The organism is Pseudomonas sp. TMW22090, assembly GCF_022496665.1.
GTDB lineage: Bacteria > Pseudomonadota > Gammaproteobacteria > Pseudomonadales > Pseudomonadaceae > Aquipseudomonas > Aquipseudomonas gregormendelii.
Genome location: NZ_SCFH01000003.1, coordinates 25,303 through 47,516, shown reverse-complemented (window position 1 = coordinate 47,516; position 22,214 = coordinate 25,303). Strand labels below are relative to the sequence as shown.

18 protein-coding genes are annotated in these 22,214 nt (G+C 59.6%); 7 read left to right on the top strand and 11 right to left on the bottom strand.

All coding sequences use genetic code 11. From position 1 onward, the window contains the following. Window positions 1-17 precede the first annotated feature (17 nt). The 10 genes from EQV97_RS09475 to EQV97_RS09430 all read right to left on the bottom strand — a co-directional run bounded on the left by EQV97_RS09475 (window position 18) and on the right by EQV97_RS09430 (window position 12,862). Window positions 18-1,580 carry a SpoVR family protein gene (locus EQV97_RS09475; RefSeq protein ID WP_225570214.1) on the bottom strand — a complete coding sequence of 521 codons (1,563 nt, stop codon included), beginning with the start codon at window positions 1,578-1,580 and terminating at the stop codon, window positions 18-20. Continuing rightward, window positions 1,577-2,848 carry a YeaH/YhbH family protein gene (locus EQV97_RS09470; RefSeq protein WP_045059964.1) on the bottom strand — a complete coding sequence of 424 codons (1,272 nt, stop codon included), beginning with the start codon at window positions 2,846-2,848 and terminating at the stop codon, window positions 1,577-1,579. The genes EQV97_RS09475 and EQV97_RS09470 overlap by 4 nt, the downstream gene beginning before the upstream one ends. Before the next feature lie 141 nt (window positions 2,849-2,989). Next, window positions 2,990-4,912 carry a PrkA family serine protein kinase gene (locus EQV97_RS09465; protein WP_045059965.1) on the bottom strand — a complete coding sequence of 641 codons (1,923 nt, stop codon included), beginning with the start codon at window positions 4,910-4,912 and terminating at the stop codon, window positions 2,990-2,992. Window positions 4,913-5,208: 296 nt separating this feature from the next. Next, window positions 5,209-5,538: a thiosulfate sulfurtransferase GlpE gene (gene glpE / locus EQV97_RS09460; RefSeq protein WP_060541633.1), complete on the bottom strand. Its 330-nt coding sequence runs from the start codon at window positions 5,536-5,538 to the stop codon at window positions 5,209-5,211. Between the two features lie 33 nt (window positions 5,539-5,571). Beyond that, entirely contained in the window at window positions 5,572-6,456 is an 885-nt protein-coding gene (locus EQV97_RS09455) for a symmetrical bis(5'-nucleosyl)-tetraphosphatase (RefSeq protein WP_225570212.1), read from the bottom strand. Then, on the bottom strand, window positions 6,456-6,836 hold the full coding sequence (gene apaG / locus EQV97_RS09450; protein ID WP_045059968.1) for a Co2+/Mg2+ efflux protein ApaG: 381 nt from the start codon (window positions 6,834-6,836) through the stop codon (window positions 6,456-6,458). The genes EQV97_RS09455 and apaG overlap by 1 nt, the downstream gene beginning before the upstream one ends. A 114-nt stretch (window positions 6,837-6,950) precedes the next feature. Further along, window positions 6,951-7,769: a 16S rRNA (adenine(1518)-N(6)/adenine(1519)-N(6))-dimethyltransferase RsmA gene (rsmA, locus tag EQV97_RS09445; RefSeq protein ID WP_122841255.1), complete on the bottom strand. Its 819-nt coding sequence runs from the start codon at window positions 7,767-7,769 to the stop codon at window positions 6,951-6,953. Further along, complete coding sequence (gene pdxA / locus EQV97_RS09440; RefSeq protein WP_122841256.1) at window positions 7,766-8,755, bottom strand: 4-hydroxythreonine-4-phosphate dehydrogenase PdxA; 990 nt, start codon at window positions 8,753-8,755, stop codon at window positions 7,766-7,768. Before pdxA ends, rsmA begins: the two co-directional genes overlap by 4 nt. Beyond that, complete coding sequence (gene surA / locus EQV97_RS09435; RefSeq protein ID WP_045059971.1) at window positions 8,752-10,068, bottom strand: peptidylprolyl isomerase SurA; 1,317 nt, start codon at window positions 10,066-10,068, stop codon at window positions 8,752-8,754. The genes pdxA and surA overlap by 4 nt, the downstream gene beginning before the upstream one ends. Beyond that, window positions 10,049-12,862, bottom strand: coding sequence for an LPS-assembly protein LptD (locus tag EQV97_RS09430; protein WP_240888865.1), 2,814 nt, complete (start codon window positions 12,860-12,862; stop codon window positions 10,049-10,051). Before EQV97_RS09430 ends, surA begins: the two co-directional genes overlap by 20 nt. Before the next feature lie 130 nt (window positions 12,863-12,992). Between EQV97_RS09430 and EQV97_RS09425 the strand changes: the two genes are divergently transcribed. The 3 genes from EQV97_RS09425 to EQV97_RS09415 are packed head-to-tail and all read left to right on the top strand — an operon-like array spanning window position 12,993 to window position 15,449. Continuing rightward, window positions 12,993-14,012: a phosphotransferase gene (locus EQV97_RS09425; protein WP_045059973.1), complete on the top strand. Its 1,020-nt coding sequence runs from the start codon at window positions 12,993-12,995 to the stop codon at window positions 14,010-14,012. Continuing rightward, window positions 14,009-14,680 carry an N-acetylmuramate alpha-1-phosphate uridylyltransferase MurU gene (murU, locus tag EQV97_RS09420; protein ID WP_240888864.1) on the top strand — a complete coding sequence of 224 codons (672 nt, stop codon included), beginning with the start codon at window positions 14,009-14,011 and terminating at the stop codon, window positions 14,678-14,680. The genes EQV97_RS09425 and murU overlap by 4 nt, the downstream gene beginning before the upstream one ends. Before the next feature lies 1 nt (window position 14,681). Further along, window positions 14,682-15,449 carry a DnaJ domain-containing protein gene (locus tag EQV97_RS09415; RefSeq protein WP_122841260.1) on the top strand — a complete coding sequence of 256 codons (768 nt, stop codon included), beginning with the start codon at window positions 14,682-14,684 and terminating at the stop codon, window positions 15,447-15,449. A 5-nt stretch (window positions 15,450-15,454) separates the two neighbouring features. Here the strand turns inward: EQV97_RS09415 and EQV97_RS09410 are convergent, their stop codons facing one another. Then, a complete protein-coding gene (locus EQV97_RS09410) occupies window positions 15,455-16,441 on the bottom strand; it encodes an alpha/beta hydrolase family protein (protein ID WP_201148896.1) in 987 nt (328 codons plus the stop codon). Window positions 16,442-16,514: 73 nt separating this feature from the next. Between EQV97_RS09410 and EQV97_RS09405 the strand changes: the two genes are divergently transcribed. The 4 genes from EQV97_RS09405 to EQV97_RS09390 all read left to right on the top strand — a co-directional run bounded on the left by EQV97_RS09405 (window position 16,515) and on the right by EQV97_RS09390 (window position 22,163). After that, window positions 16,515-18,911, top strand: coding sequence for a transporter substrate-binding domain-containing protein (locus EQV97_RS09405; protein WP_240888863.1), 2,397 nt, complete (start codon window positions 16,515-16,517; stop codon window positions 18,909-18,911). 142 nt (window positions 18,912-19,053) lie between these two features. Continuing rightward, entirely contained in the window at window positions 19,054-19,695 is a 642-nt protein-coding gene (locus EQV97_RS09400; RefSeq protein WP_205940127.1) for a response regulator transcription factor, read from the top strand. 256 nt (window positions 19,696-19,951) lie between these two features. Next, a complete protein-coding gene (locus EQV97_RS09395) occupies window positions 19,952-21,076 on the top strand; it encodes an ABC transporter ATP-binding protein (RefSeq protein WP_045059978.1) in 1,125 nt (374 codons plus the stop codon). 43 nt (window positions 21,077-21,119) lie between these two features. Further along, complete coding sequence (locus EQV97_RS09390; protein WP_045059979.1) at window positions 21,120-22,163, top strand: ABC transporter substrate-binding protein; 1,044 nt, start codon at window positions 21,120-21,122, stop codon at window positions 22,161-22,163. Window positions 22,164-22,214 lie beyond the last annotated feature (51 nt).

Genomic DNA, 22,214 nt, shown 5'->3' with positions numbered 1-22,214 from the left:
CGGAGGCACAAACGGATTCAAAGATGAATGACAGCCAGGTCCAGCCGGCCGTAATCACCTTCAGCGTGTTCGCCTTTGGGAGGCACATGTTGGGTTTTCATCACCTGGTCCCCTTGCAGGGTTTCCAGATGAATATCGAAGCCCCACAGCCTGTGAAGATGTTTGAGAACCTCGTCGGTCGACTCGCCCAGCGGTTTGCGATCGTGCTGCTGATGGCGCAGGGTCAGGGAGCGGTCACCGCGCCGATCGATGCTGTAGATCTGCACGTTGGGTTCACGATTGCCGAGGTTGTACTGCGCCGCCAGGGTCTCCCGGATGGTGCGGTAACCGCCTTCGTCGTGAATGGCCGGGACCAGCAGATCGTCCTTCTGATCATCGTCGAGAATGCTGAACAACTTCAGGTCACGTATCACTTTGGGTGACAGGTACTGCAGGATGAAACTCTCGTCCTTGAAGCTGCTCATGGCGAATTTGATGCTCGAAAGCCAGTCCGTACCGGCAATGTCTGGAAACCAGCGGTAGTCCTCCTCGGTGGGGCTTTCGCACATGCGGCGGATGTCGCGGTACATCGCAAAGCCCAGGGCGTAAGGATTGATGCCACTGTAGTACGGGCTGTCGAATCCCGGTTGCATGACCACGCTGGTGTGAGAAGTCAGGAACTCCATCATGAAACCATCAGTGACGAGGCCTTCATCGTAAAGATCGTTCATCAGCGTGTAATGCCAGAACGTAGCCCAGCCTTCGTTCATGACCTGGGTCTGGCGTTGCGGGTAAAAATACTGGGCGATCTTGCGCACGATGCGCACGATCTCGCGCTGCCAGGGCTCCAGCAACGGTGCATGTTTTTCGATGAAGTACAGGATGTTTTCCTGAGGTTCGGCGGGGAAGCGCGCATTATCCTTCTCGCTGTACTTGTCCGCGCCTTTGGGAATGGTGCGCCACAGGTCGTTGATCTGCTTCTGCAGATGCTCTTCGCGATCCTTCTGACGGCGGCGTTCTTCCTCGGCTGAAATAGGGTAGGGGCGCTTGTAGCGGTCGACCCCGTAGTTCATCAGCGCATGGCAGGAATCCAGCAGGTCCTCGACCGCGTCAATGCCATGCCGCTCTTCGCACTGCATGATGTACTGCTTGGCAAACACCAGGTAATCGATGATCGAACTGGCGTCGGTCCAGGTGCGGAACAGGTAGTTGCCCTTGAAGAAGCTGTTGTGGCCATAGCAGGCATGCGCTACCACGAGTGCCTGCATGCAGATGGTGTTTTCTTCCATCAGGTACGCGATGCACGGGTCGGAGTTGATCACGATCTCGTAGGCCAGCCCCATCTGGCCGCGGCTGTAGGATTTCTCGGTGCTGAGGAAGTGCTTGCCGTAGGACCAATGGTGATAGCCCAGCGGCATGCCCACTGATGCATACGCATCCATCATCTGTTCGGCGGTGATCACTTCTATCTGGTTGGGATAGGTATCGAGTGCGTAGCGAGCGGCGATACGACTGATTTCGCGGTCATAGGCCTGGATCAGCTCGAACGTCCACTCGGAGCCGGTGGAAATGGGTTGGCGCTTCTGCTCTTTGGCGGTCATGTCACTAACCTGCGCTGGAAGAGTTCACGGAAAACCGGATAGATATCTCCGGCCGAGACCAGTTGCTGCTGGGCAAAAGTGTCAGAGAAGGCCTCGGCAATGCGTTCGTATTCGAACCACAGGGCCTGGTGCTCCCGAGGGGTAATCTCGACATAAGTGTAGTACTGCACGAACGGCATGATCTGATTGATCAGGATGTCGCGGCAGATCGGTGAATCGTCGTTCCAGTTGTCCCCGTCGGAGGCCTGTGCCGCATAGATGTTCCACTCATTGCTCGGATACCGTTCCTGCATGATCTCCTGCATGAGCTTCAGGGCGCTGGAAACGATGGTGCCGCCGGTTTCGCGAGAATAGAAAAACTCTTCTTCGTCCACTTCCCGTGCGCTGGTGTGGTGGCGAATGAACACTACGTCGATCTTGTCGTAGTTACGTTTCAGGAACAGATACAACAAGATGAAAAAGCGTTTGGCGATGTCCTTGGTCGCCTGGGTCATGGAGCCTGAAACGTCCATCAGGCAGAACATGACCGCCTTCGAACTGGGGTTGGGCTGCTTGATCAGCAAGTTGTACTTGAGGTCGAAAGTGTCCAGGAAGGGCACGCGATGGATGCGCGCACTGAGTTTTTCGATTTCTGCCTCTATTTCCTGAATATCGCCGAAGTTGTCCGGTTCATCCCGCTTCAGCCGCAGTAACTCTTCCTTGGCTTCGCGCAATTTGGCCCGGCTGCTGCCAGACAGGGCAATACGCCGTGCATGGGCCGAGCGCAGGGTGCGGATGATGTTGATCCGCGACGGATTGCCTTCGTTGCTGATGCCCGCGCGGACGGTCTTGAAGGTGTCGGTACCGGTCAGGTTGCGCTTGACCAGGTTGGGCAGCTCCAGGTCCTCGAACATGAATTCGAGGAATTCTTCCTGAGTGATCTGGAAGACGAATTCGTCCATGCCCTCACCGGAGTTGCCGGCCTTGCCGGGCCCTCTACCGCCGCCACCACCCGGTGGACGGGCAATGTGCTCGCCGCTGGTGAACTCCTTGTTGCCCGGGTGCACGACGGTCTGCTTGCCACCACGGCCGTGGTGAAGCACTGGCTCATCGATATCGCGACCAGGGATGCTGATCTGCTCGCCGTGTTCCATATCGGTAATGGAACGCCGGCTCACCGCCTCTTCGACGGCTTTCTTGATGTGGTCACGGTAGCGCCGTAAAAACCGCTGGCGGTTCACCGTGCTCTTGTTCTTGCCATTGAGACGTCGGTCGATCACATAGCTCATAGGCCCTCCGGGGAGCTTCGAGTCATAAGCTTCAAGCTGCAAGACAGAAGCTTCAGAAACAAGCGGCGCGCGACATATGGCCACAAATACGCAAACACCGCGTATCTGTGGAGGGTTCGTCGTTTGCCGCCTGCAGCTCCCTTACTGGGACTTTCTCACCCGCAGATACCACTCGGATAGCAGCCGTACCTGTTTGTCGGTGTATCCACGCTCGACCATTCGTGTAACGAAGTCGTTGTGTTTCTGCTGGTCCTCTTTGCTGGCCTTGGCATTAAAACTGATGACTGGCAGCAGGTCTTCGGTGTTGGAGAACATTTTCTTCTCGATGACCACCCGCAGTTTTTCGTAGCTGAGCCAGGTCGGATTCTTGCCGTTGTTATTGGCACGGGCACGCAGGACAAAGTTGACGATTTCGTTGCGGAAATCCTTCGGATTGCTGATGCCTGCCGGTTTTTCGATTTTCTCCAACTCTTCGTTCAGCGCTACACGGTTGAGGATCTCGCCGGTTTCCGGGTCGCGATACTCCTGATCCTGGATCCAGAAATCCGCATACAGCACATAACGATCGAAGATGTTCTGCCCATACTCGCTGTAGGACTCGAGGTAGGCGGTCTGGATCTCCTTGCCGATGAATTCGATGTAACGCGGGGCCAGGTATTCCTTGAGGAACCGCAGATAACGTTCGCGTGTTTCGGCCTGGAACTGTTCCTGCTCGATCTGTTGTTCCAGCACATAGAGCAGATGCACCGGGTTGGCGGCGATCTCGTGCGGGTCGAAGTTGAAGACCTTGGACAGGATCTTGAACGCGAAGCGGGTCGAGAGGCCGTTCATCCCTTCATCGACGCCTGCATTGTCACGATATTCCTGGATCGACTTGGCCTTCGGATCGGTGTCCTTGAGGTTTTCGCCGTCGTACACCCGCATCTTCGAGTAGATGTTCGAGTTTTCCGGCTCTTTGAGGCGCGAGAGCACCGTGAACTGGGCGAGCATTTTCAGGGTGTCAGGTGCGCAGTGGGCTTTGGCCAGCGAGCTATTGAACAGCAGCTTGTCGTAGATTTTCACTTCGTCGCTGACGCGCAGGCAGTAAGGCACCTTGACGATGTAGATCCGGTCGATGAAGGCTTCGTTGTTCTTGTTGTTGCGGAAGGTGTGCCATTCCGATTCGTTGGAGTGGGCGAGCAGGATCCCGGTAAACGGAATCGCGCCCAGGCCTTCGGTACTGTTGTAGTTACCTTCCTGGGTGGCGGTCAGCAATGGGTGCAGCACCTTGATCGGCGCCTTGAACATTTCGACGAATTCCATCAGGCCCTGGTTGGCCCGGCACAGGGCCCCCGAGTAGCTGTAGGCGTCGGCGTCGTTCTGCGGGAATTCTTCCAGTTTACGGATATCGACCTTGCCCACCAGTGCCGAGATGTCCTGGTTGTTCTCGTCCCCAGGTTCGGTCTTGGCCACGGCGATCTGGTTGAGGATCGACGGGTAGAGTTTCACTACACGGAACTGGCTGATGTCGCCACCAAATTCAGCCAGGCGCTTGGTGGCCCATGGCGACATGATGGTATTGAGGTAGCGCCGTGGAATACCAAAGTCTTCCTCGAGGATCGCGCCATCTTCTGTAGCGTTGAACAGACCCAGGGGTGACTCGAAGACCGGCGAGCCCTTGATCGCGTAGAAGGGCACTTTTTCGATCAGCTGTTTGAGCTTCTCGGCCAGGGACGATTTACCGCCACCGACGGGGCCGAGCAAGTAAAGAATCTGTTTCTTCTCTTCCAGGCCCTGAGCGGCATGGCGGAAATACGACACGATCTGGTCGATGCATTCTTCCATCCCGTGGAAGTCTTCAAAGGCCGGGTAGCGACGGATCACCTTGTTGGAAAAGATTCGCGACAGCCTCGAGTTGGTCGAGGTGTCCAGCAGTTCCGGTTCTCCGATGGCCAGCAAAAGACGCTCGGCGGCGGAAACGTAGGCACTGCGGTCCTGTTTGCACAGCTCAAGATACTCTTGCAGCGAGAGTTCTTCCTGGCGTGTGGACTCGAAGCGTTGTTGGAAGTGGCTAAAGATACTCATGACGTCACCTCGCTCGATACGTGGAGCCGACGCCGGATCACTCAGTCGATGCTGGCAGCAACCGAACAGGCGGTCGCTGTTTACCCCCCAGAACTCTTTCAGAGCTGACGACTCCGAAAGCTACTCCCGATGACCCGCGCGCCGGTGTACCGGCTCTCCCCTGTTTTGGATGGCCTGGGCTTAAGGATAGTTGGGAATTCGGGAGGTAAAGGCGAGATACGTAATTAGTTGTGGCAGACCGTTCGTCTGCCACGGCGCTAGCCCACAGTGGCTGGGGCTTACACGTTACAAAAAAATTATTCCGAGGTGCCTTGCGCGGTTTCCGCAGGATAAGTCGTACGCCACAGCTCAAAACCGCCATCCATGCTGTAGACATCTGAGAAGCCCTGGCTGATCAGATAAGCGGCCGCGCCTTGGCTGGAATTGCCGTGGTAACACACAACGACCGTCGGTGCATCGAGGTCGGCGCCCTGGATGAAAGCGTGCAGGGAGTGATTATCCAGGTGCCTGGAACCTGCGATGTGCAGCGCGGCAAAAGTAGCGGGGTCGCGGACGTCGACCACTACAGCGCCTTGTTCGCGCAGGGCTTGTGCCTGCTCTGGGGGGATACGTTTGAATTCGCTCATGGCGGGCTCCTGTGGCTCGGCTGAAAGCGCAGCCTAGCGCTGAATGCTGACTGACGATGATGCGGTGAGTGTGGGAGTGATGGGCGCAGCGGCGACATGGCCGTGCGCGTCGCATTTGCAGGACAGGCGCTCGCCGGTGTCGACGTTCATCAGAGTCAGGGCGCCGCCCCAGACGCAGCCTGTGTCGAGGGCCGAGATGCCCGGCTCCAGAACTTTGCCCTCCAGCGCTGCCCAATGGCCGAAGATGATCTTCAAACCTTTGGTCTTGCGTTCTTTGTGCTGGAACCAGGGCTTGTAGCCCGGTGGTGCCGAGTCCAGGCCTTCCTTGCTCTTGAGGTCAAGCTTGCCTTCGGCCGTGCAGAAACGCATGCGGGTGAAATAGTTGGTGATCACTCGCAGGCGCGTGACGCCTTTGAGTTCGCTATCCCATTTCGCTGGTTCATTGCCGTACATGCCGTCGAGAAAGGGTGGCAACAGGTTGTCGTCGCGCAAGGCGGTCTCGACTTCGGCGGCACATTTCAAGGCTTTGCGCAGCGACCATTGTGGCGGGATACCCGCATGCACCAGCGCCATGTTGCGCTGTTCGTCGTAATGCATGAGCTTTTGCTGGCGTAACCAGTCCAGCAGGTCTGCGCAATCGGGCGCATCGATGATTTCACGCAGGGTGTCGCCTTTTTTCAGGCGCTCGATGTTCCTCCCGGCTGCCAGCAAATGCAGGTCGTGGTTGCCCAGTACGCACACCAGTGACTCGCGCATGCCGTAGAGGAAGCGCAGGGTTTGCAGCGACTGCGGGCCACGGTTGACCAGATCGCCGACCAGCCATAGACGGTCATGAATCGGGTCGAAGGCAACTTTTTTGAGCAGGCATTGCAGTGCGTCAAGGCAGCCTTGGAGGTCTCCGACGGCGTACGTTGCCATCAGTGCAGGGCTCCGGGCACCGCCAGGCGGAACGGCGCTATGACGGCGTCGAAGTGCTTGCCGTCGTCGGCAATCATTTCGTAGGTGCCCTGCATGGTACCGACCTTGGAGGTCATGACCGTACCGCTGCTGTAGGTGTGGCTCTTGCCAGGATCGATTAGCGGCTGCTGGCCGACGACGCCCGCACCGCGAACCTCCTCGACATGCCCGTCGCCATCGGTGATCACCCAGTGCCGCGACAACAGCTTGGCCGGTAGCTGGCCATTGTTCTGCACGGTGATGGTGTAGGCGAAGGCAAAGCGTTCGTGCTCGGGTTGCGATTGTTCTGCCAGATAGCGGGTGACGACGCTGACGTCGACCTGATAGCGAGGATCGGACATGCAAGAGGCCTTAAAAACGAAGCGGGACGCGGGGCGTAGCTGAGGGAGTCAGTCTAGGCCAAGTACCGGGTAGTAAACCAGACTGGCGTCCTACCCGATAGCGCTCATCGCTGGTCAGTCGGCAGCAGGCGCCTGGGGTACCTGCTCGCTGAGCTTGTCGGCCAGGCGCACGAAGGCGGCCAGGTCGAGTTGCTCCGGACGCAGGCTGCCATCCACGCCGGCGGCTTCGATTTCGTCATTGCTCAGCAGCAGCTTGAGGGTGTTGCGCAGGGTCTTGCGGCGCTGGTTGAAGGCTTCGCGAACCACGCGCTCCAGCAGCTTGTGGTCTTTTGCCGGATGCGGGAGCACCGCGTGAGGCACCAGACGCACGATCGCCGAATCAACCTTGGGCGGCGGATTGAACGCGCCAGGGCCGACATTGAACAGGTGCTCGACCCGGCAGTGATACTGAACCATGATCGACAAACGGCCCCAGTCTCCGCCCCCCGGGCCTGCCGCCATGCGCTCGACCACTTCTTTTTGCAGCATGAAGTGCATGTCGCGGATCAGGTGGGCGTTGTGCAGCAGGTGGAAGATCAGCGGGGTAGAGATGTTGTACGGCAGGTTGCCGACCACCCGAAGACTGGCCGGCGCTGCGTTCAGGCTGTTGAAGTCGAACTTCAGTGCATCGCCCTGGTGCAGGTTGAAATTGCTCTTGCCGGCAAACTGCTGGTTGAGGATCGGGATCAGGTCCTTGTCCAGTTCCACCACGTCGAGCTGGCCGCCGCTGCTGAGCAGGCCTTGGGTCAGCGCGCCCTGGCCGGGGCCGATTTCCAGCAGGCGATCTTCAGCCTTGGCATGGATGGAGCGCAGGATGCGGTCGATGACGCCGGCATCGTGCAGGAAGTTCTGGCCAAAGCGTTTGCGCGCCTTGTGTTGGTAATGCTCGGTCATAAACGGGTCTCTGCCATCTGGTAGGCGGTTTCCAGGGCGACTTGCAGGCTGCCGGTGTCGATTTTGCCGCTGCCGGCCAGGTCCAGGGCGGTGCCGTGGTCGACCGACGTGCGGATGATCGGCAAGCCGAGGGTCACATTGACTGCCGCGCCGAAGCCTTTGTACTTGAGCACCGGCAGGCCCTGGTCGTGGTACATCGCCAGCACTGCGTCGCAGTGCTCCAGATATTTGGGGGTAAACAGAGTGTCGGCGGGAAGGGGGCCGCGAAGGTCCATGCCCTCACCGCGCAAGCGCTCTAATGTAGGTTCGATGATGTCGATTTCTTCATGGCCCAGGTGACCGCCTTCACCGGCGTGCGGGTTGAGACCGCAAACCAGGATGCGTGGCTGGGCGATGCCGAATTTCTCTTTCAGGTCGGTGTGCAGGATACGTGTCACGCGCTCCAGGCGCTCAGGCGTGATGGCGTCGGCGATCTCGCGCAGCGGCAGGTGAGTGGTGACCAGCGCCACGCGCAGGCCACGGGTCGCGAGCATCATTACCACTTGTGCCGTGTGGGTCAGGTCAGCGAGAAATTCGGTGTGCCCGGAAAAGGCGATGCCCGACTCGTTGATGATGCCCTTGTGTACCGGGGCGGTGATCATGCCGGCGAAATCCCCGTCCAGGCAGCCTTGGCCAGCGCGGGTCAGGGTTTCCAGGACGAAGGCGGCATTGGCCTTGTCCAGTTGCCCGGCAGTGACCTTGGCATTGAGCGGGGTGTCCCACACATACAGGCTGTTGGCTGGCGCCGGGGCGTCTGGCCAACTGTCCGGTGTCACTGCCAGCAGATTAACGGCCACTCCCAGTTGCGCGGCCCGCTCAATGAGCAGGTCGCGGCTGGTGATGGCAATCAGGGGGTGTGGCTGGGCTTGCGAGGCGAGTAGCAGGCACAGGTCAGGACCTATGCCGGCCGGCTCGCCGGGTGTCAGCGCGAAACGTTTGGGGTTCACTGCGCTGCCTGGTCTGCACCAGGGAGTTTGATCTCGACGTACGCTTCGTCACGGATCTGACGCAGCCAGGTTTGCAGCTCTTCGTCGTATTTGCGGTTACGCAGTACGGTCATGGCTTGCTGTTCGCGGGCCTGGTTGGTGCTGTCGGTAGCGCGGCGACCCAGGACTTCCAGGACGTGCCAGCCATATTGGGTCTGGAACGGCTTGGACAGCTTGCCTTGCGGGGTATTGGCCATCACTTCGCGGAACTCTGGCACCAGGGCGTTCGGGTCGATCCAGTTGAGGTCGCCGCCGTTGAGGGCGGAACCCGGATCTTCCGAATAGCTTTTTGCCAGCTCGGCGAAATCTTCGCCCGACTCGATACGGGTGTAGAGCGACTCGACCAGTGCCTTGGTCTTCGCTTCGTCACGGATCGGACTTGGCTTGACCAGGATGTGGCGTACATGCACTTCGTCACGTACCTGGGCTTCACCGCCACGCTTGTCGAGGATCTTCAGGATGATGAAGCCCCCTGGGGTGCGCATTGGCTGGGTCACGTCGCCCACGGCCATGGTGCTGAGCATGCGGTCGAACGGTGGTGGCAATTGAGCAGCTTTACGCCAGCCCATGTCGCCGCCTTCCAGTGCTGTTTCGCTGGCGGATTTGGCGATGGCCAATTGACCAAAGTCAGCGCCTTGCTTGAGCTGCTGGTAGACCGAGTCTGCCTGCTTGGCAGCATTCTGAATCGCTTCAGAGTTGGCGCTTTCCGGTGTAGGAATCAGGATGTTGGCCAGGCGGAACTCTTCGGACAGCTGCATCTTGCCCAGGTCGGAAGCGAGGAAGTTCTTCACTTCCTGCTCGGACACCTGGATGCGCTCTGCCACACGGCGCTGACGCACGCGGCTGATGATCATTTCGCGACGAATCTGCTCACGTGCGTCATCGTAGGACAGGCCGTCACGTGTCAGGGCGGCGCGGAACTGATCCACCGACATGTTGTTGCGCTGTGCGATGGTGCCGACAGCCTGGTTCAGTTCTTCATCGGTAATGCGGATGCCGGAGCGTTCGCCGATCTGCAACTGCAGGTTTTCGACGATCAGGCGCTCAAGAACCTGCTGGTCCAGCACGCCAGGCGGCGGCGCGGCAGCGCCGCGCTTGGCGATGGTTTGCTGAACTTCATGAACCCGTTGATCCAGCTGGCTCTGCATGACCACGTCGTTATCGACGATGGCCACCACTCTATCGATGGACTGCACCGCGGCGTTGGCCGCGGTACCCAGGAACAGCGCGCCCAGCATGAGCGGGCGCAGACAATCAGAAAGCTTGGTCTTCACGTTCACGATAACCTTGGATGCCTTTGTCGAGGAAGCTCTCTACTTTGGCGCCGGTGAGGCCGCCGAGTCCCTTCAGAACAATTTGGAGGAAGACGCCATGGTCGCCTTTTTCGTTTTGCGGAGCGTCTTGACTGGTTTCGTCGTAGTCAACCCAGTAACGATTGATCACGCGCAGTTTCCAGCAGCAGTTGTCGTACTCAAAGCCACCAAAGGCTTCCAGGGTACGGTTGCGGTTGTAGTCATACTGCCAGCGACTGATAGCGTTCCATTGCGGCACGATCGGCCAGATAACCGAGAAGTCGTGCTGCTGGATCTTGTAGTAGTCCTTCACGTAGCCCGGCGTGCCTGGGGTGCCGTAGTCACCGCCACCAACCTGCCATTTACCGGAGGTTTGGTCGTAACGAACCTGGTCATTGCGATAACGATAACCGGCGTTGATGACCTTGTTCGGGTTGTCTTCAGGCTGGTAATGGAACATCGCGCTACCCGAGCGAGGGCTGCGGCTGTCCGGGTCCCAGTTGTAATCGGCGGTCGTGCGCCAATCGCGGTTCCACCTGTATTCGTATTCCAGCGCATACGGGGAGACGTCTGACTTGGCATCTTCGCGATCGTTGAAGTTGATCCCTGGGAGCTGGACCTTACGATCTTTGAAGTAGAGGGCCTGACCTACGCTTATGCGTTGGCGTTCGAAACCGTTTTCTTCGATCCAGCGGCTAGTCACGCCCAAGGACAGTTTGTTCTCGTCGCCAACACGGTCGGAGCCAGAGAACCGGTTGTCGCGGAACAGCGATGCGTAGTTGAATGTGTATTCACTTGTATCGAATACCGGAATGTCTTCCTGATCCTTCTCTGGTACGTAGAGGTAGAACAGGCGTGGCTCAAGGGTCTGGTTATAGTCTTTGCCAAACCAGTTGGTCTTGCGATCGAAATACAACCCGCTGTCGATGCTAGCGATTGGCACGCCACGATTCTGGTTGCTGTTGAAGTGGCCATTGAGATTCTCAGTACCGTCCCTAGCTGCGGCTTGATCTTGAGCCACAATTTGAGATTTACCGATGCTGTCCAGATCCAGTTGGTATTGCGTGTACTGATACTTGAGTTTTGGTGTCAAGAAGCCATAGCTCGCTTCCATTGGAAAGCTGACTGCTGGCGCAAGGTTAAGGCGATCGCCATTGGCGCGGGCCAGACCCTGAACGTTGTTGTCGAGGCGCGGCTCTACATTGCCATCTTGATCGGTATAGCTGCCGTTCTTCAAATCACGGTCGAAACGCACGAGTTCAGTGTCATAGGTGAAATTCAGGCCGCCTGGACTATACGGCAGCGCACCGTTGAAGGTGATCTGCGGCAAACGGTCGTACGGAGTGATGTCCGACACAGTAGCTAGTTGATAAGCCTGAGCATTCACGCGAGCGGTATAGCTATCACCGCGGTACGTAACCGACCCCTGCTGATTCACATAATCCGCGCTTTTCACGCCAATCTGGTCAGTCTGCAGATCCTGGAAGTAATAAGGATCGCTGATCTTGGTGTAATCAACCTGCGTGAATACCCGCGAATCGAGACCACCCTTGTGCTGCCAGTTGTACATGTAGCGGGTTTTTTCGTAGTCGGTCTGTTTGCTGCGCTCGGTGTCGTCGTCGTTCAGGTACGCGGCGCCGAACTGGCCTTCGCTGGACGGCGTCAGGTAGCGGAACTCGCCTTCCATCAACAGGCCGCGCTTGCTCATGTAGCGTGGGTACAACGTGGCGTCGTAGTTCGGTGCCAGGTTGAAGTAGTACGGCGTCACCAGCATGAAGCCGGTATCGGTGCCCGTGCCGATGGTCGGCGGCAGGAAGCCGGACTGGCGACGGTCGTCGATCGGGAAATAGATGTAAGGCGTGTACAGGACCGGAATGTCCTTGACCCGCAAGGTCACGTTGGTCGCGGTACCGAAGCCGGTGGCCGGGTTCAGGGTGATGTTATTACCCTTGAGCTGCCAGGCATTGCTGTTCGGTTCGCACGTGGTGTACGTACCGTCCTTGAGGCGGATGATCGCGTTTTCGGCACGCTTGGCGTACAGGGCGCTACCGCGGATACGGGATTTGTGCAGAACGTATTCGGCGTTGTCGACTTTGGCTTCACCGGTGTCCAGTTGTACATCGGCGTGATCGCCAACGATCAGGGCACCATTGTCGCGGATGCGCACGTTGCCGCTCAGCTCGCCGCGGCTCTCGGCCTGGTACAGGTTGGCTTCGTCGGCTTCGACCTGCATGCTGCCCTGGCGCATGACGACGTCACCGGCCAGCGCTGCAACCTGTTCTTCCTGCTTATAGCGAGAGGCCTTGGCACCGATAAAGGTCGGGGCGTCACTTTTATTCGTCTTGTCATTCATGCCAGGACGAGTGGGCTCGACATAGGAACCCGAGCAGTAAGGGCCGGTTTCAGCCAATTGCGCTGCGGTGAGGTTCTCGCGCGGAACCCAGTCGAGGTGACTGTAGTCTGCACTGCGAGACTTCAGGCCGCGGCCCTTGGCCTCGGTCACCAGTGCCGGTTTGGCGCCGGTGTCGTCGCTCGTACCGCTGTCGGCAGGCGTCTCGCCGCTTGCACTCACCGCGCTGCCGTCATGGACGGGGCGAGGTGGCAAAGCAGCGGCTGGGGATTTTGGCGCACAGTCCCAGGCACCCGAAGCAGAGACTGAGCAGTCATACTGTTCCGCGGCGACCACGAACGAAGTGGCTAGAGGTTGAAGGGCCAGCAGACTGCCGGTAACCAACAACGGAAATTTTTTACGAAACGCGGGGGATTTCAATGCCATCTTATTAGTCCGGGCTTCCTGCGTGCCATCTGCCCGCGGTGTGGGCCGCACGCCTCTCGATGGTCTGAAAAAGATGCTGGATAATAAAGCATGACCCGCTTGACGGCTAGCGCCGTCGGAGACCCTTGCAATGCCTGACCAAGATGTACGTTTGCAACACCTGAAAGTTTGGCTCGAAGAACAGTTGGCCACCCTCTTTGCAGAGCAGGGCTGGGGAGCCGTACCCCCAGCCACGTTGACTGCGGCCAGTAGCGATGCGAGTTTTCGGCGCTATTTCCGCTGGGAGGGTGCGGGCCGCAGCTTTATCGTGATGGATGCGCCGCCGCCCCAGGAAAACTGCAAACCCTTCGTCGACATCGCTTTTTTGCTGGCAAAATCCGGCATCAATGTGCCGAAAATTTACGCCGAAGACCTGGAACGCGGTTTTCTTTTGCTCAATGACCTGGGCAACAAGACCTACCTGGACGTGATCGACAGCGAAAATGCCGACGATTTGTTCAAGGATGCCTTGCAAGCCTTGCTGGCCTTTCAGCAACTGCCAATGGTGGCGCCGCTGCCAAGTTATGACGTGGCCTTGCTGCGCCGTGAGCTGGAATTGTTCCCGGACTGGTATGTGAAGCACGAACTGGGCGTCGAATTCGACTCCACCCAGCAGGCACTGTGGCAGCAGGCCAGCGACCTGTTGATCGACAGTGCGCTGGCGCAGCCAAAAGTCCTGGTGCATCGCGACTATATGCCGCGCAACCTGATGCTCAGCGAACCGAATCCCGGCGTGCTGGATTTCCAGGATGCGGTCTACGGCCCCGTTACTTATGACGTCACTTGCCTGTTCAAAGACGCTTTTCTCAGCTGGCCCGAAGAACGCGTACGCGGCTGGCTCGAAGATTACTGGCAGCAGGCCGGTGCCCTGGGCATTGCGGTGCAATCGGACTTCGAAAGCTTCCTGCGCGCCAGCGACCTGATGGGCGTGCAGCGTCATCTGAAGGTCATCGGCATCTTCGCCCGCATCTGTCACCGTGATGGCAAACCCCGCTACCTGGCCGACGTGCCGCGCTTCTTTGCTTATATAGATGCTGTGGTCGCTCGCCGGCCGGAACTGGCGGATCTGGGTGCATTGCTTGATAGCTTGCGTGCCGGAGTTCAAGCATGAAGGCGATGATTCTCGCGGCAGGCAAGGGCGAACGGATGCGCCCGCTGACGCTGACCACTCCCAAACCGCTGGTGCGTGCCGGCGGCATACCGTTGATCGAATATCATCTCAAGGCGCTGGCGATTGCCGGTTTTACCGAGATTGTGATCAACCATGCCTGGCTCGGCCAGCAGATCGAGAATTACCTGGGTGACGGATCGCAATACGGCGTGCGGATTCACTACTCGCCTGAAGGCGAACCGCTGGAGACCGGCGGCGGCATCTTCCGGGCGCTGCCATTGCTGGGTGACGATGCTTTCCTGGTGGTCAACGGCGATATCTGGACCGACTATGACTTCAGCGTGTTGAATCGCCCCATCGACGGCCTGGCGCACCTGGTACTGGCGGACAACCCCGCGCATCACCCGGCCGGGGATTTCAGCCTGCGTGACGGGCTGGTGCGCGATGGGCAAGCAGATGATGCGACTCTGACCTACAGCGGGATTGCGGTGCTGCACCCGCAGTTGTTCAAAAATTGCTCAGCGGGTGCGTTCAAGCTGGCGCCGTTGCTGCGCGCGGCCATGACGCAGGGGCAGGTGACTGGTGAACGCCTCAATGGACTCTGGGTGGATGTCGGCACCCACGAGCGCCTGGCAGAAGTGGAAACCCTGATAGAAGCGAGTCGCTGAGATGCTGTGGCCAGGGACTCTGATTGGAGCCGGGGCGGGCTTTGCCATCGCCAGCATTCCGGGGGCCATGCTCGGCGCGCTATTGGGGCAGGCGCTGGACCGGCGTCTACAGCTGCAGAGCTGGGGACACTTGCGGGAAAAGCTCGGCGGCCGGCCAGTCCTGCGCAACGATGAACTGCTGTTCATCCTGCTCGGGCGGTTGGCCAAATGCGATGGACAGGTGGTGGCAGGTCACATTCAGCAGGCCCGAGAGGAGATGCGATCGCTGGAAATGACCGAGTCCGCGCAACGCCGGGCGATTGTCGCATTCAATCGCGGCAAATCAGGACATGACCGGCTGCGCGGATACCTGCAACGCCTGAGCGCCCAACCTTTCGCTGCCGAAGGCGTGTTGCGCGCCTGTTGGCGCATGATCTGGGCGGATGGGCGTGCCGGTCGCAGTGAGCTGGAGCTGATTGCCCAGTGGGGTCGTTGGCTGGGCTGGACACCACAGCAGGTGCAGGCCCTGGCGAGCGAATATGAACCGCAGAAACGACCTGCGATCAGCAGCGCGCTGACCTATCAGGACGCGATGCGGCTGCTGGGGGTGTCGGCTACCAGTGAGCCGGCGCAGATCAAGCGCGCCTACCGTCGCCTGCTGAGTCGGCATCATCCGGACAAGATCGCCGGCAGTGGGGCCACCACCTCGCAGGTGCGCGAGGCGACGGACAAAACCCGCGAGTTGCATAACGCCTATACGGTGATCCGGCAGCGTCGGGATTTTCGCTAGCGATCTCAATCCGCCGGCTGAGGGCTCAACCAACCCCGCACCCGGCGGACCAGCTGCTCTTGTTGATCCTTGGCATTTCCTGGCAAGGCTTTCAACGAAACCTGGCTGAACGCTGCCGTCTTCAGCCGCTTGCTCGCGTGCAATCGCTTGAGCGCTTCATCGCGGTCGAGCGGCTTGTCCATGTAGAAAATGTCTGCGGTGGGCAGTTTGAGCGTCGAGGTCAGCTCGACCAGCTCGGGCTTGGTGGATGCCGGCGTCTTGACCGCGACCATGACCAGCTTCTCGACCTGCGGCGGCTGCTTCTCGCTCAGGTATCGGGCTGCCCAGTAGCCGCCGGTACCATGTCCCAGCACGACGATGCTGCGAGCGCTTTGCCCTTCGGCGTAGGCCACTGCCGCGTCTATTCGCGCAAAAATCCGTTCGGCATCGACCCTTCGCTGTTCGTCGACGCTTTCGACCACAGCCTTGTCTGCCACATCGGCCTCGCCGCCGGCGGCCTGTTCGATGGGCGTGGAAGTGGTCGAATCCTTGGTCCCTGTGTCAGGGGCCTTGATCGCCGGGGGCACTTCGAGGACGCGAGGGGCAATGGCGTCGCTTTGCAGGTCCGGCAAGGTGATACTCAGGCTGCTCCAGCCGGCATCCGGTAATTTACGACGCAATGGGCCGATCGCTTGCGGTGAGTCAGCTGTCTCGCCGACGCCCGGGACGATAATCACCGCACCTTTGGGCTCTGCAGTATTCGCCGGCTTCCACAGCGCCAGGAAGGTCTCGCTGCCCGCTTGCAGCTGTTGCTGTTCCTGAGCGGGCAAGGTGCGTTCGAGTGCGGCCGCGTCTTCCTGACTACGCTCAAGCAGCGGTTGGCGTTGTGTTGGCGCAGATGCAGCAGGGGAATCAGCAGCAGGGGCCGGGTCGGCCGCCTTGACGGAAAACGCGCAAGGCAGGATCAGCGACAGGCACAATGCTGGCAGTGCCAGGCGGTAGACAATGGGCATCGGATATTCCAGGCCAGAAGTGATTCCGGCAGCCTAATGGGTTAGTCAGTATTTGTCAGTGTGTGGGGCTTTAATGATGGTTGTGCGCTGCCTGTTAATGATTGCCTGTCTGTGCTTTTCCCTGGCGGTTTGGGCGGCCTCCGCGCCCCCCGAGCATCTTGCGCAACTGTCGCCGGCGCAGCGCCAGTGGTTGGCCAGTCATGGCGAATTGCGCGTCGGGGTGGTGCTGCAAACGCCTTATGCCCAATACGATCGGCGCTTGCAGCGGCTGTCCGGGGTCAATGTCGAGCTGATGAAGTGGGTGGCCAAATCCCTCAAGGTCGAATTGAGCTGGCGCAATTTCCCCGACCTGGCGCAACTGGAGGCAGCGGCCCGAGAAGACGAAATCGACATTGCCCCTGGGCTGACGCAAACGCCGGGAGGTCTGCGGCTATGGCAGTTTTCCGACCCTTATATGCGGGTGCCCCAGCTGGTGGTCAGTGATCAGAAGAGCGCTGGCGTGGTAGAGCTGGAAAAACTCGATAGCCAGACCCGGGTGGCGGTGCGCATGCCTGGTGCGACCGCTGACTACCTGCGCGGCAATTACCCGCATCTGAATTTGCAGGGCGTGCCGATCGAGCGCCAGGCCTTGCAACTGCTGCTCAGCCAGCAGGCCAGCTACGCAGTAGTCGATGAGGCGCAGCTCGGTCGATTGTCCGCCGAACCGGAGTTTGCCGGATTGGTGGTGGTGGGTGACATTGGCTTGCCGCAGTTGCTGCGGGTTGCGACTCGCCGTGACTGGCCTGAGCTGGCAGGCATCGTCGAGGCGGCGTTGCGGGCGATTCCGGCCAAGGACCTCGAACAGTTGCACAACCAGTGGCTGCAGCCCAAATACCCTCGGCTGGCCGAGTCGCCAGGCTTCTGGCAAAACCTGTGTCTGTTGTTTGCGGTGCTGATGTTCAGCAGCATGGCCATCGTCTTCTGGCAACGGCGCCAACAGCACAGCCTGGAGCAGCGGCTGGTCGCGGCACGTGAAGACATTGCCTTGCGTGCAGCCAGCGAAGAAGCGCTGCGGCTCACGCAGTTTTCCATCGATCAAAGTACGGTCGGCATCCTGTGGGTGAATTGGGACAGCCATGTGCGCTATGCCAACCGCGCAGCCGAGACCATGCTGGGTTATGCCGCCGGCGGAATCATTGACCGGCCATTGATCGATTTCGAACCCGGCCTGCACATGGATCGCTGGCTGAACCTGTGGAAGCGAGCCCGTGCCAGCGAGGAGGGGCCGCAAAGTTTCGAAACCAACTGCGTGCGGGCGGACGGCAGTATCTTGCCAACGGACGTGTCGTTGAGCTTCCTGCGATTTCGCGAAGGCGAGTACCTGGTGGTTTACCTCAACGACGTCACTGAACGTCGCCGTGCCCTGGCCGCACTGCAGGAAAGTGAAGCGCGGCTGCAGGGGATTGCCGCCAATGTCCCGGGATTGGTCTTTCGTCTGGAGCGGGCACCGGTGACAGGGCAGATCGACTTTGCCTACATCAGTGAAGGCAGCGAAACCCTGGTCGGTTATTCCCCGGCGACTCTCGCCCATCGCGACAAGGGTCTGCGCAGCCTGGTGCATCCGGATGACAAGGCCAGCTACCACCGGACCCAGGACCTGGCGCTGGACACCGACAGCGACTGGTCATGGCAAGGACGAATTCTTACCCGCCAGGGCGAACAGCGCTGGGCCGAGATCAAGGCGATTACCCGTCAACTGGAAGACGGCGCCTACGTCTGGGATGGCATCGTCTGGGACATCAGTGAGAGCAAGCGCATCGAACTGGAGCTGGCCAGCTCGCGCGAGCAGCTACGGGAGTTGTCCGCGCACCTGGAAAGCGTGCGGGAAGAGGAGAAGGCGCGGATCGCCCGGGAGGTCCACGATGAGCTGGGGCAAATGCTCACCGTGCTGAAGCTGGAGACCTCGATGTGCGAACTGTCCTACGCGCAGCTTGATCCTGGCCTGCAGGATCGCTTGAACAGTATGAAGCGCCTGATTGCACAGCTGTTCCAGCTGGTTCGGGACGTGGCGACAGCGTTGCGCCCGCCAATTCTCGACGCCGGGATCGCCTCGGCGATTGAATGGCAGGCCCGGCGCTTCGAGGCGCGCACCCATATTCCCTGCCTGGTGCAGGTGCCGGACAACCTGCCAGTGCTCAGTGACGCCATGGCCATTGGCCTGTTCCGGATCCTTCAGGAAGCGTTGACCAATGTCATGCGTCATGCTCAGGCGCATACTGTCGAACTGACGCTGGTGCGCGAGGGCAACGCGTTGCTCATGACAGTCAGCGATGATGGCGCAGGATTTGTCGCCTCAACCGGTCGGCCTACTTCCTTTGGCGTGGTGGGCATGCGCGAACGGGTGTTGATCATGGGCGGCGAGTTGTCGCTTGAGAGTGAGCCGGGTGAGGGTACGACGCTGATGGTGCGAGTGCCGCTGGATGGGGCCTGAAGGTTTGGGTTGTCAGCGATGAGGCCTTCGCGAGCAAGCCCGCTACCACGGTAGTCGCAGTGTAATGGGGGTCTGTGTCCCGACCGGTCTCCCTGTGGGAGCGGGCTTGCCCGCGAATGATCCTGGATCTGAAACAAGAAGAATGGAGAACACTGTGATCCGTGTACTGGTAGCCGAAGACCACACCATTGTCCGCGAAGGCATCAAGCAGTTGATCGGCCTGGCCAAAGACTTGCTGGTGGTAGGGGAGGCGAGCAATGGCGAGCAGTTGCTCGAGACCCTGCGTCATGTTCCCTGCGAAGTGGTGCTGCTTGATATCTCCATGCCCGGGGTCAATGGGCTGGAAGCCATTCCGCGGATTCGGGCGCTGAACAACCCCCCGGCCATCCTGGTGCTATCGATGCATGACGAGGCGCAAATGGCTGCCCGCGCTTTAAAAGTAGGCGCGGCAGGCTACGCGACCAAGGACAGTGACCCGGCGCTGCTGCTGACGGCCATCCGCAAGGTCGCAGCGGGCGGGCGCTACATTGACCCCGACCTGGCTGACCGAATGGTCTTCGAGGTGGGGCTGACCGATTCGCGGCCGCTGCATTCGCTGCTGTCGGAGCGTGAATTCTCGGTGTTCGAGCGCCTGGCCCAGGGCGCCAACGTCAACGACATTGCCCAGCAACTGGCGCTGAGCAGCAAAACCATCAGCACCCACAAGGCGCGGCTGATGCAGAAGCTCAACATCACCTCCCTGGCGGAGCTGGTGAAGTACGCGATGGAACACAAACTGCTCTAGTTGCGCTGAGACCCGTACGGGGATATGTGGCGACATATCTATCTGCGACATTCCTTCAAGCCGCTTTTACCTGTGCTTCAAGCCTGTAGCTGGCAAGGTGCCGGTGCATTTGCCCAAACGCGCCATCCTTGTAGGGCAATCCCTACCCCCAACCTTCCAGCCGGCTGAGGCGATTCTCTCCTGCCCCCCGATTTGCGTGGTCCCCAGCGTCCACTAGGCTTAGTCCACAGCAGTCATCAACAACAAAGGTGTGGGTATGAGCCAGGTCGATTCAAGCGCAGGGGCCAGCGACATTCTGGTCAGCTTTCGTGGAGTGCAAAAGAGCTACGACGGCGAGAACCTGATCGTCAAAGACCTCAACCTGGATATTCGCAAAGGCGAATTCCTCACGTTGCTCGGGCCGTCCGGCTCCGGCAAGACCACCAGCCTGATGATGCTCGCCGGTTTTGAGACCCCGACCGCTGGCGAAATCCTGCTGGCCGGGCGCTCCATCAACAACGTGCCGCCGCACAAGCGTGACATCGGCATGGTGTTCCAGAACTACGCGTTGTTTCCGCACATGACGGTCGCCGAGAACCTTGCGTTCCCGCTGAGCGTGCGCGGCCTGAACAAAAGTGATGTCAGCGACAAGGTGAAAAAAGTCCTGAGCATGGTTCAGCTCGACGCCTTCGCCCAACGCTATCCGGCGCAACTGTCTGGTGGCCAGCAGCAGCGCGTGGCCCTGGCCCGGGCGCTGGTGTTCGAGCCGCAACTGGTGCTGATGGACGAACCGCTGGGCGCACTGGACAAACAACTGCGCGAACACATGCAGATGGAGATCAAGCATCTGCACCAGCGCCTGGGCGTGACCGTGGTCTACGTGACCCACGACCAGGGAGAAGCGTTGACCATGTCGGACCGCGTGGCCGTGTTCCACCAAGGCGAAATCCAGCAGATCGCCCCGCCGCGCAGCCTCTACGAAGAGCCGAAGAACACCTTCGTCGCCAACTTTATCGGTGAGAACAATCGCCTCAATGGCCGCCTGCACAGCCACACCGGTGACCGCTGCGTGGTCGAGTTGGGCCGTGGCGAGAAGGTTGAAGCCCTGGCAGTGAACGTCGGCAAGACCGGCGAGCCAGTCACGCTGTCAATTCGCCCGGAGCGCATAAGCCTCAACGGTTCGAGCGAATCCTGCGTCAACCGCTTCTCAGGACGGGTGGCGGAATTCATCTACCTGGGCGACCACGTCCGGGTACGCCTGGAGGTCTGCGGCAAGACCGATTTCTTTGTTAAACAGCCGATTGCCGAGCTCGATCCCGCGCTGGCTGTTGGTGACGTAGTACCGCTTGGCTGGCAAGTCGAACACGTTCGCGCGCTCGACCCACTTCTAGAGGCGAATTAATCGCCCCCTGCAACACCAACCCTGCACGTGGAGAACAATATAAATGTTGAAATCCCTGAAATTCACCGCCCTGGTCATGGGCATGATCGGTGCGGCACACGCAATGGCGGCAGGTCCCGACCTGACTGTCGTGTCCTTTGGCGGGGCGAACAAGGCGGCGCAGGTCAAAGCCTTCTACGCACCTTGGGAAGCGGCGGGCAACGGCAAGATCGTGGCGGGCGAATACAATGGCGAGATGGCCAAGGTCAAGGCCATGGTCGACACCAAGAGCGTGTCCTGGGACCTGGTGGAAGTTGAATCGCCAGAACTGTCCCGCGGCTGCGACGAAGACATGTTCGAGCAACTCGACCCGGCACTGTTCGGCAAGACCGAAGACTACGTCAAGGGCGCCATCCAGCCGTGCGGCGTAGGCTTCTTTGTGTGGTCGACCGTGCTGGCCTACAACGCCGACAAGCTCAAAACCGCGCCGACCAGTTGGGTGGATTTCTGGGACACCAAGCAGTTCCCGGGCAAGCGTGGCCTGCGTAAAGGCGCCAAGTACACCCTGGAATTCGCCTTGATGGCCGACGGCGTAGCGCCCAAGGACGTCTACAAAGTGCTGGCGGGTAAAGACGGTCAGGACCGCGCGTTCAAGAAGCTCGACGAGCTCAAGCCAAGCATCCAGTGGTGGGAAGCGGGCGCACAACCGCCGCAGTACCTCGCCTCGGGTGATGTGGTCATGAGTTCGGCGTACAACGGCCGCATCGCTGCCGTGCAGAAGGAAAGCAACCTGAAGGTCGTGTGGAACGGTGGCATCTACGACTTCGATGCCTGGGCCATTCCTAAAGGTCTGGACAAGGCGCGTGCTGAAGCGGCGAAGAAATTCATCGCGTTCTCGGTGCAGCCACAGCAGCAGAAGACCTACTCGGAAAACATCGCCTACGGCCCGGCCAACACCCAGGCCGTACCGTTGCTGGCCAAGGATGTCCTGAAGGACATGCCGACCACCCCGGAAAACATCGCCAACCAGGTGCAGATCGACGTCAGCTTCTGGGCTGACAACGGTGAGCAACTGGAGCAGCGTTTCAATTCCTGGGCGGCCAAGTAGGAGCTGCCGAAGGCTGCGATCTTTGATCTTGATCTCCAGCGATCTCAAGGC

Excerpts from the sequence above, each read along its gene's own strand:
- EQV97_RS09400 (WP_205940127.1), top strand. The coding sequence starts at position 19,054 with ATGGAGAACACTGTGATCCGTGTACTGGTAGCCGAAGACCACACCATT.
- EQV97_RS09425 (WP_045059973.1), top strand. The coding sequence starts at position 12,993 with ATGCCTGACCAAGATGTACGTTTGCAACACCTGAAAGTTTGGCTCGAA.
- EQV97_RS09415 (WP_122841260.1), top strand. The coding sequence starts at position 14,682 with ATGCTGTGGCCAGGGACTCTGATTGGAGCCGGGGCGGGCTTTGCCATC.
- EQV97_RS09430 (WP_240888865.1), bottom strand. The coding sequence starts at position 12,862 with ATGGCATTGAAATCCCCCGCGTTTCGTAAAAAATTTCCGTTGTTGGTT.
- glpE (WP_060541633.1), bottom strand. The coding sequence starts at position 5,538 with ATGAGCGAATTCAAACGTATCCCCCCAGAGCAGGCACAAGCCCTGCGC.
- EQV97_RS09455 (WP_225570212.1), bottom strand. The coding sequence starts at position 6,456 with ATGGCAACGTACGCCGTCGGAGACCTCCAAGGCTGCCTTGACGCACTG.
- rsmA (WP_122841255.1), bottom strand. The coding sequence starts at position 7,769 with ATGACCGAGCATTACCAACACAAGGCGCGCAAACGCTTTGGCCAGAAC.
- EQV97_RS09470 (WP_045059964.1), bottom strand. The coding sequence starts at position 2,848 with ATGAGCTATGTGATCGACCGACGTCTCAATGGCAAGAACAAGAGCACG.
- EQV97_RS09390 (WP_045059979.1), top strand. The coding sequence starts at position 21,120 with ATGTTGAAATCCCTGAAATTCACCGCCCTGGTCATGGGCATGATCGGT.
- EQV97_RS09475 (WP_225570214.1), bottom strand. The coding sequence starts at position 1,580 with ATGACCGCCAAAGAGCAGAAGCGCCAACCCATTTCCACCGGCTCCGAG.
- apaG (WP_045059968.1), bottom strand. The coding sequence starts at position 6,836 with ATGTCCGATCCTCGCTATCAGGTCGACGTCAGCGTCGTCACCCGCTAT.
- murU (WP_240888864.1), top strand. The coding sequence starts at position 14,009 with ATGAAGGCGATGATTCTCGCGGCAGGCAAGGGCGAACGGATGCGCCCG.
- EQV97_RS09465 (WP_045059965.1), bottom strand. The coding sequence starts at position 4,912 with ATGAGTATCTTTAGCCACTTCCAACAACGCTTCGAGTCCACACGCCAG.
- EQV97_RS09410 (WP_201148896.1), bottom strand. The coding sequence starts at position 16,441 with ATGCCCATTGTCTACCGCCTGGCACTGCCAGCATTGTGCCTGTCGCTG.
- EQV97_RS09395 (WP_045059978.1), top strand. The coding sequence starts at position 19,952 with ATGAGCCAGGTCGATTCAAGCGCAGGGGCCAGCGACATTCTGGTCAGC.
- EQV97_RS09405 (WP_240888863.1), top strand. The coding sequence starts at position 16,515 with ATGATGGTTGTGCGCTGCCTGTTAATGATTGCCTGTCTGTGCTTTTCC.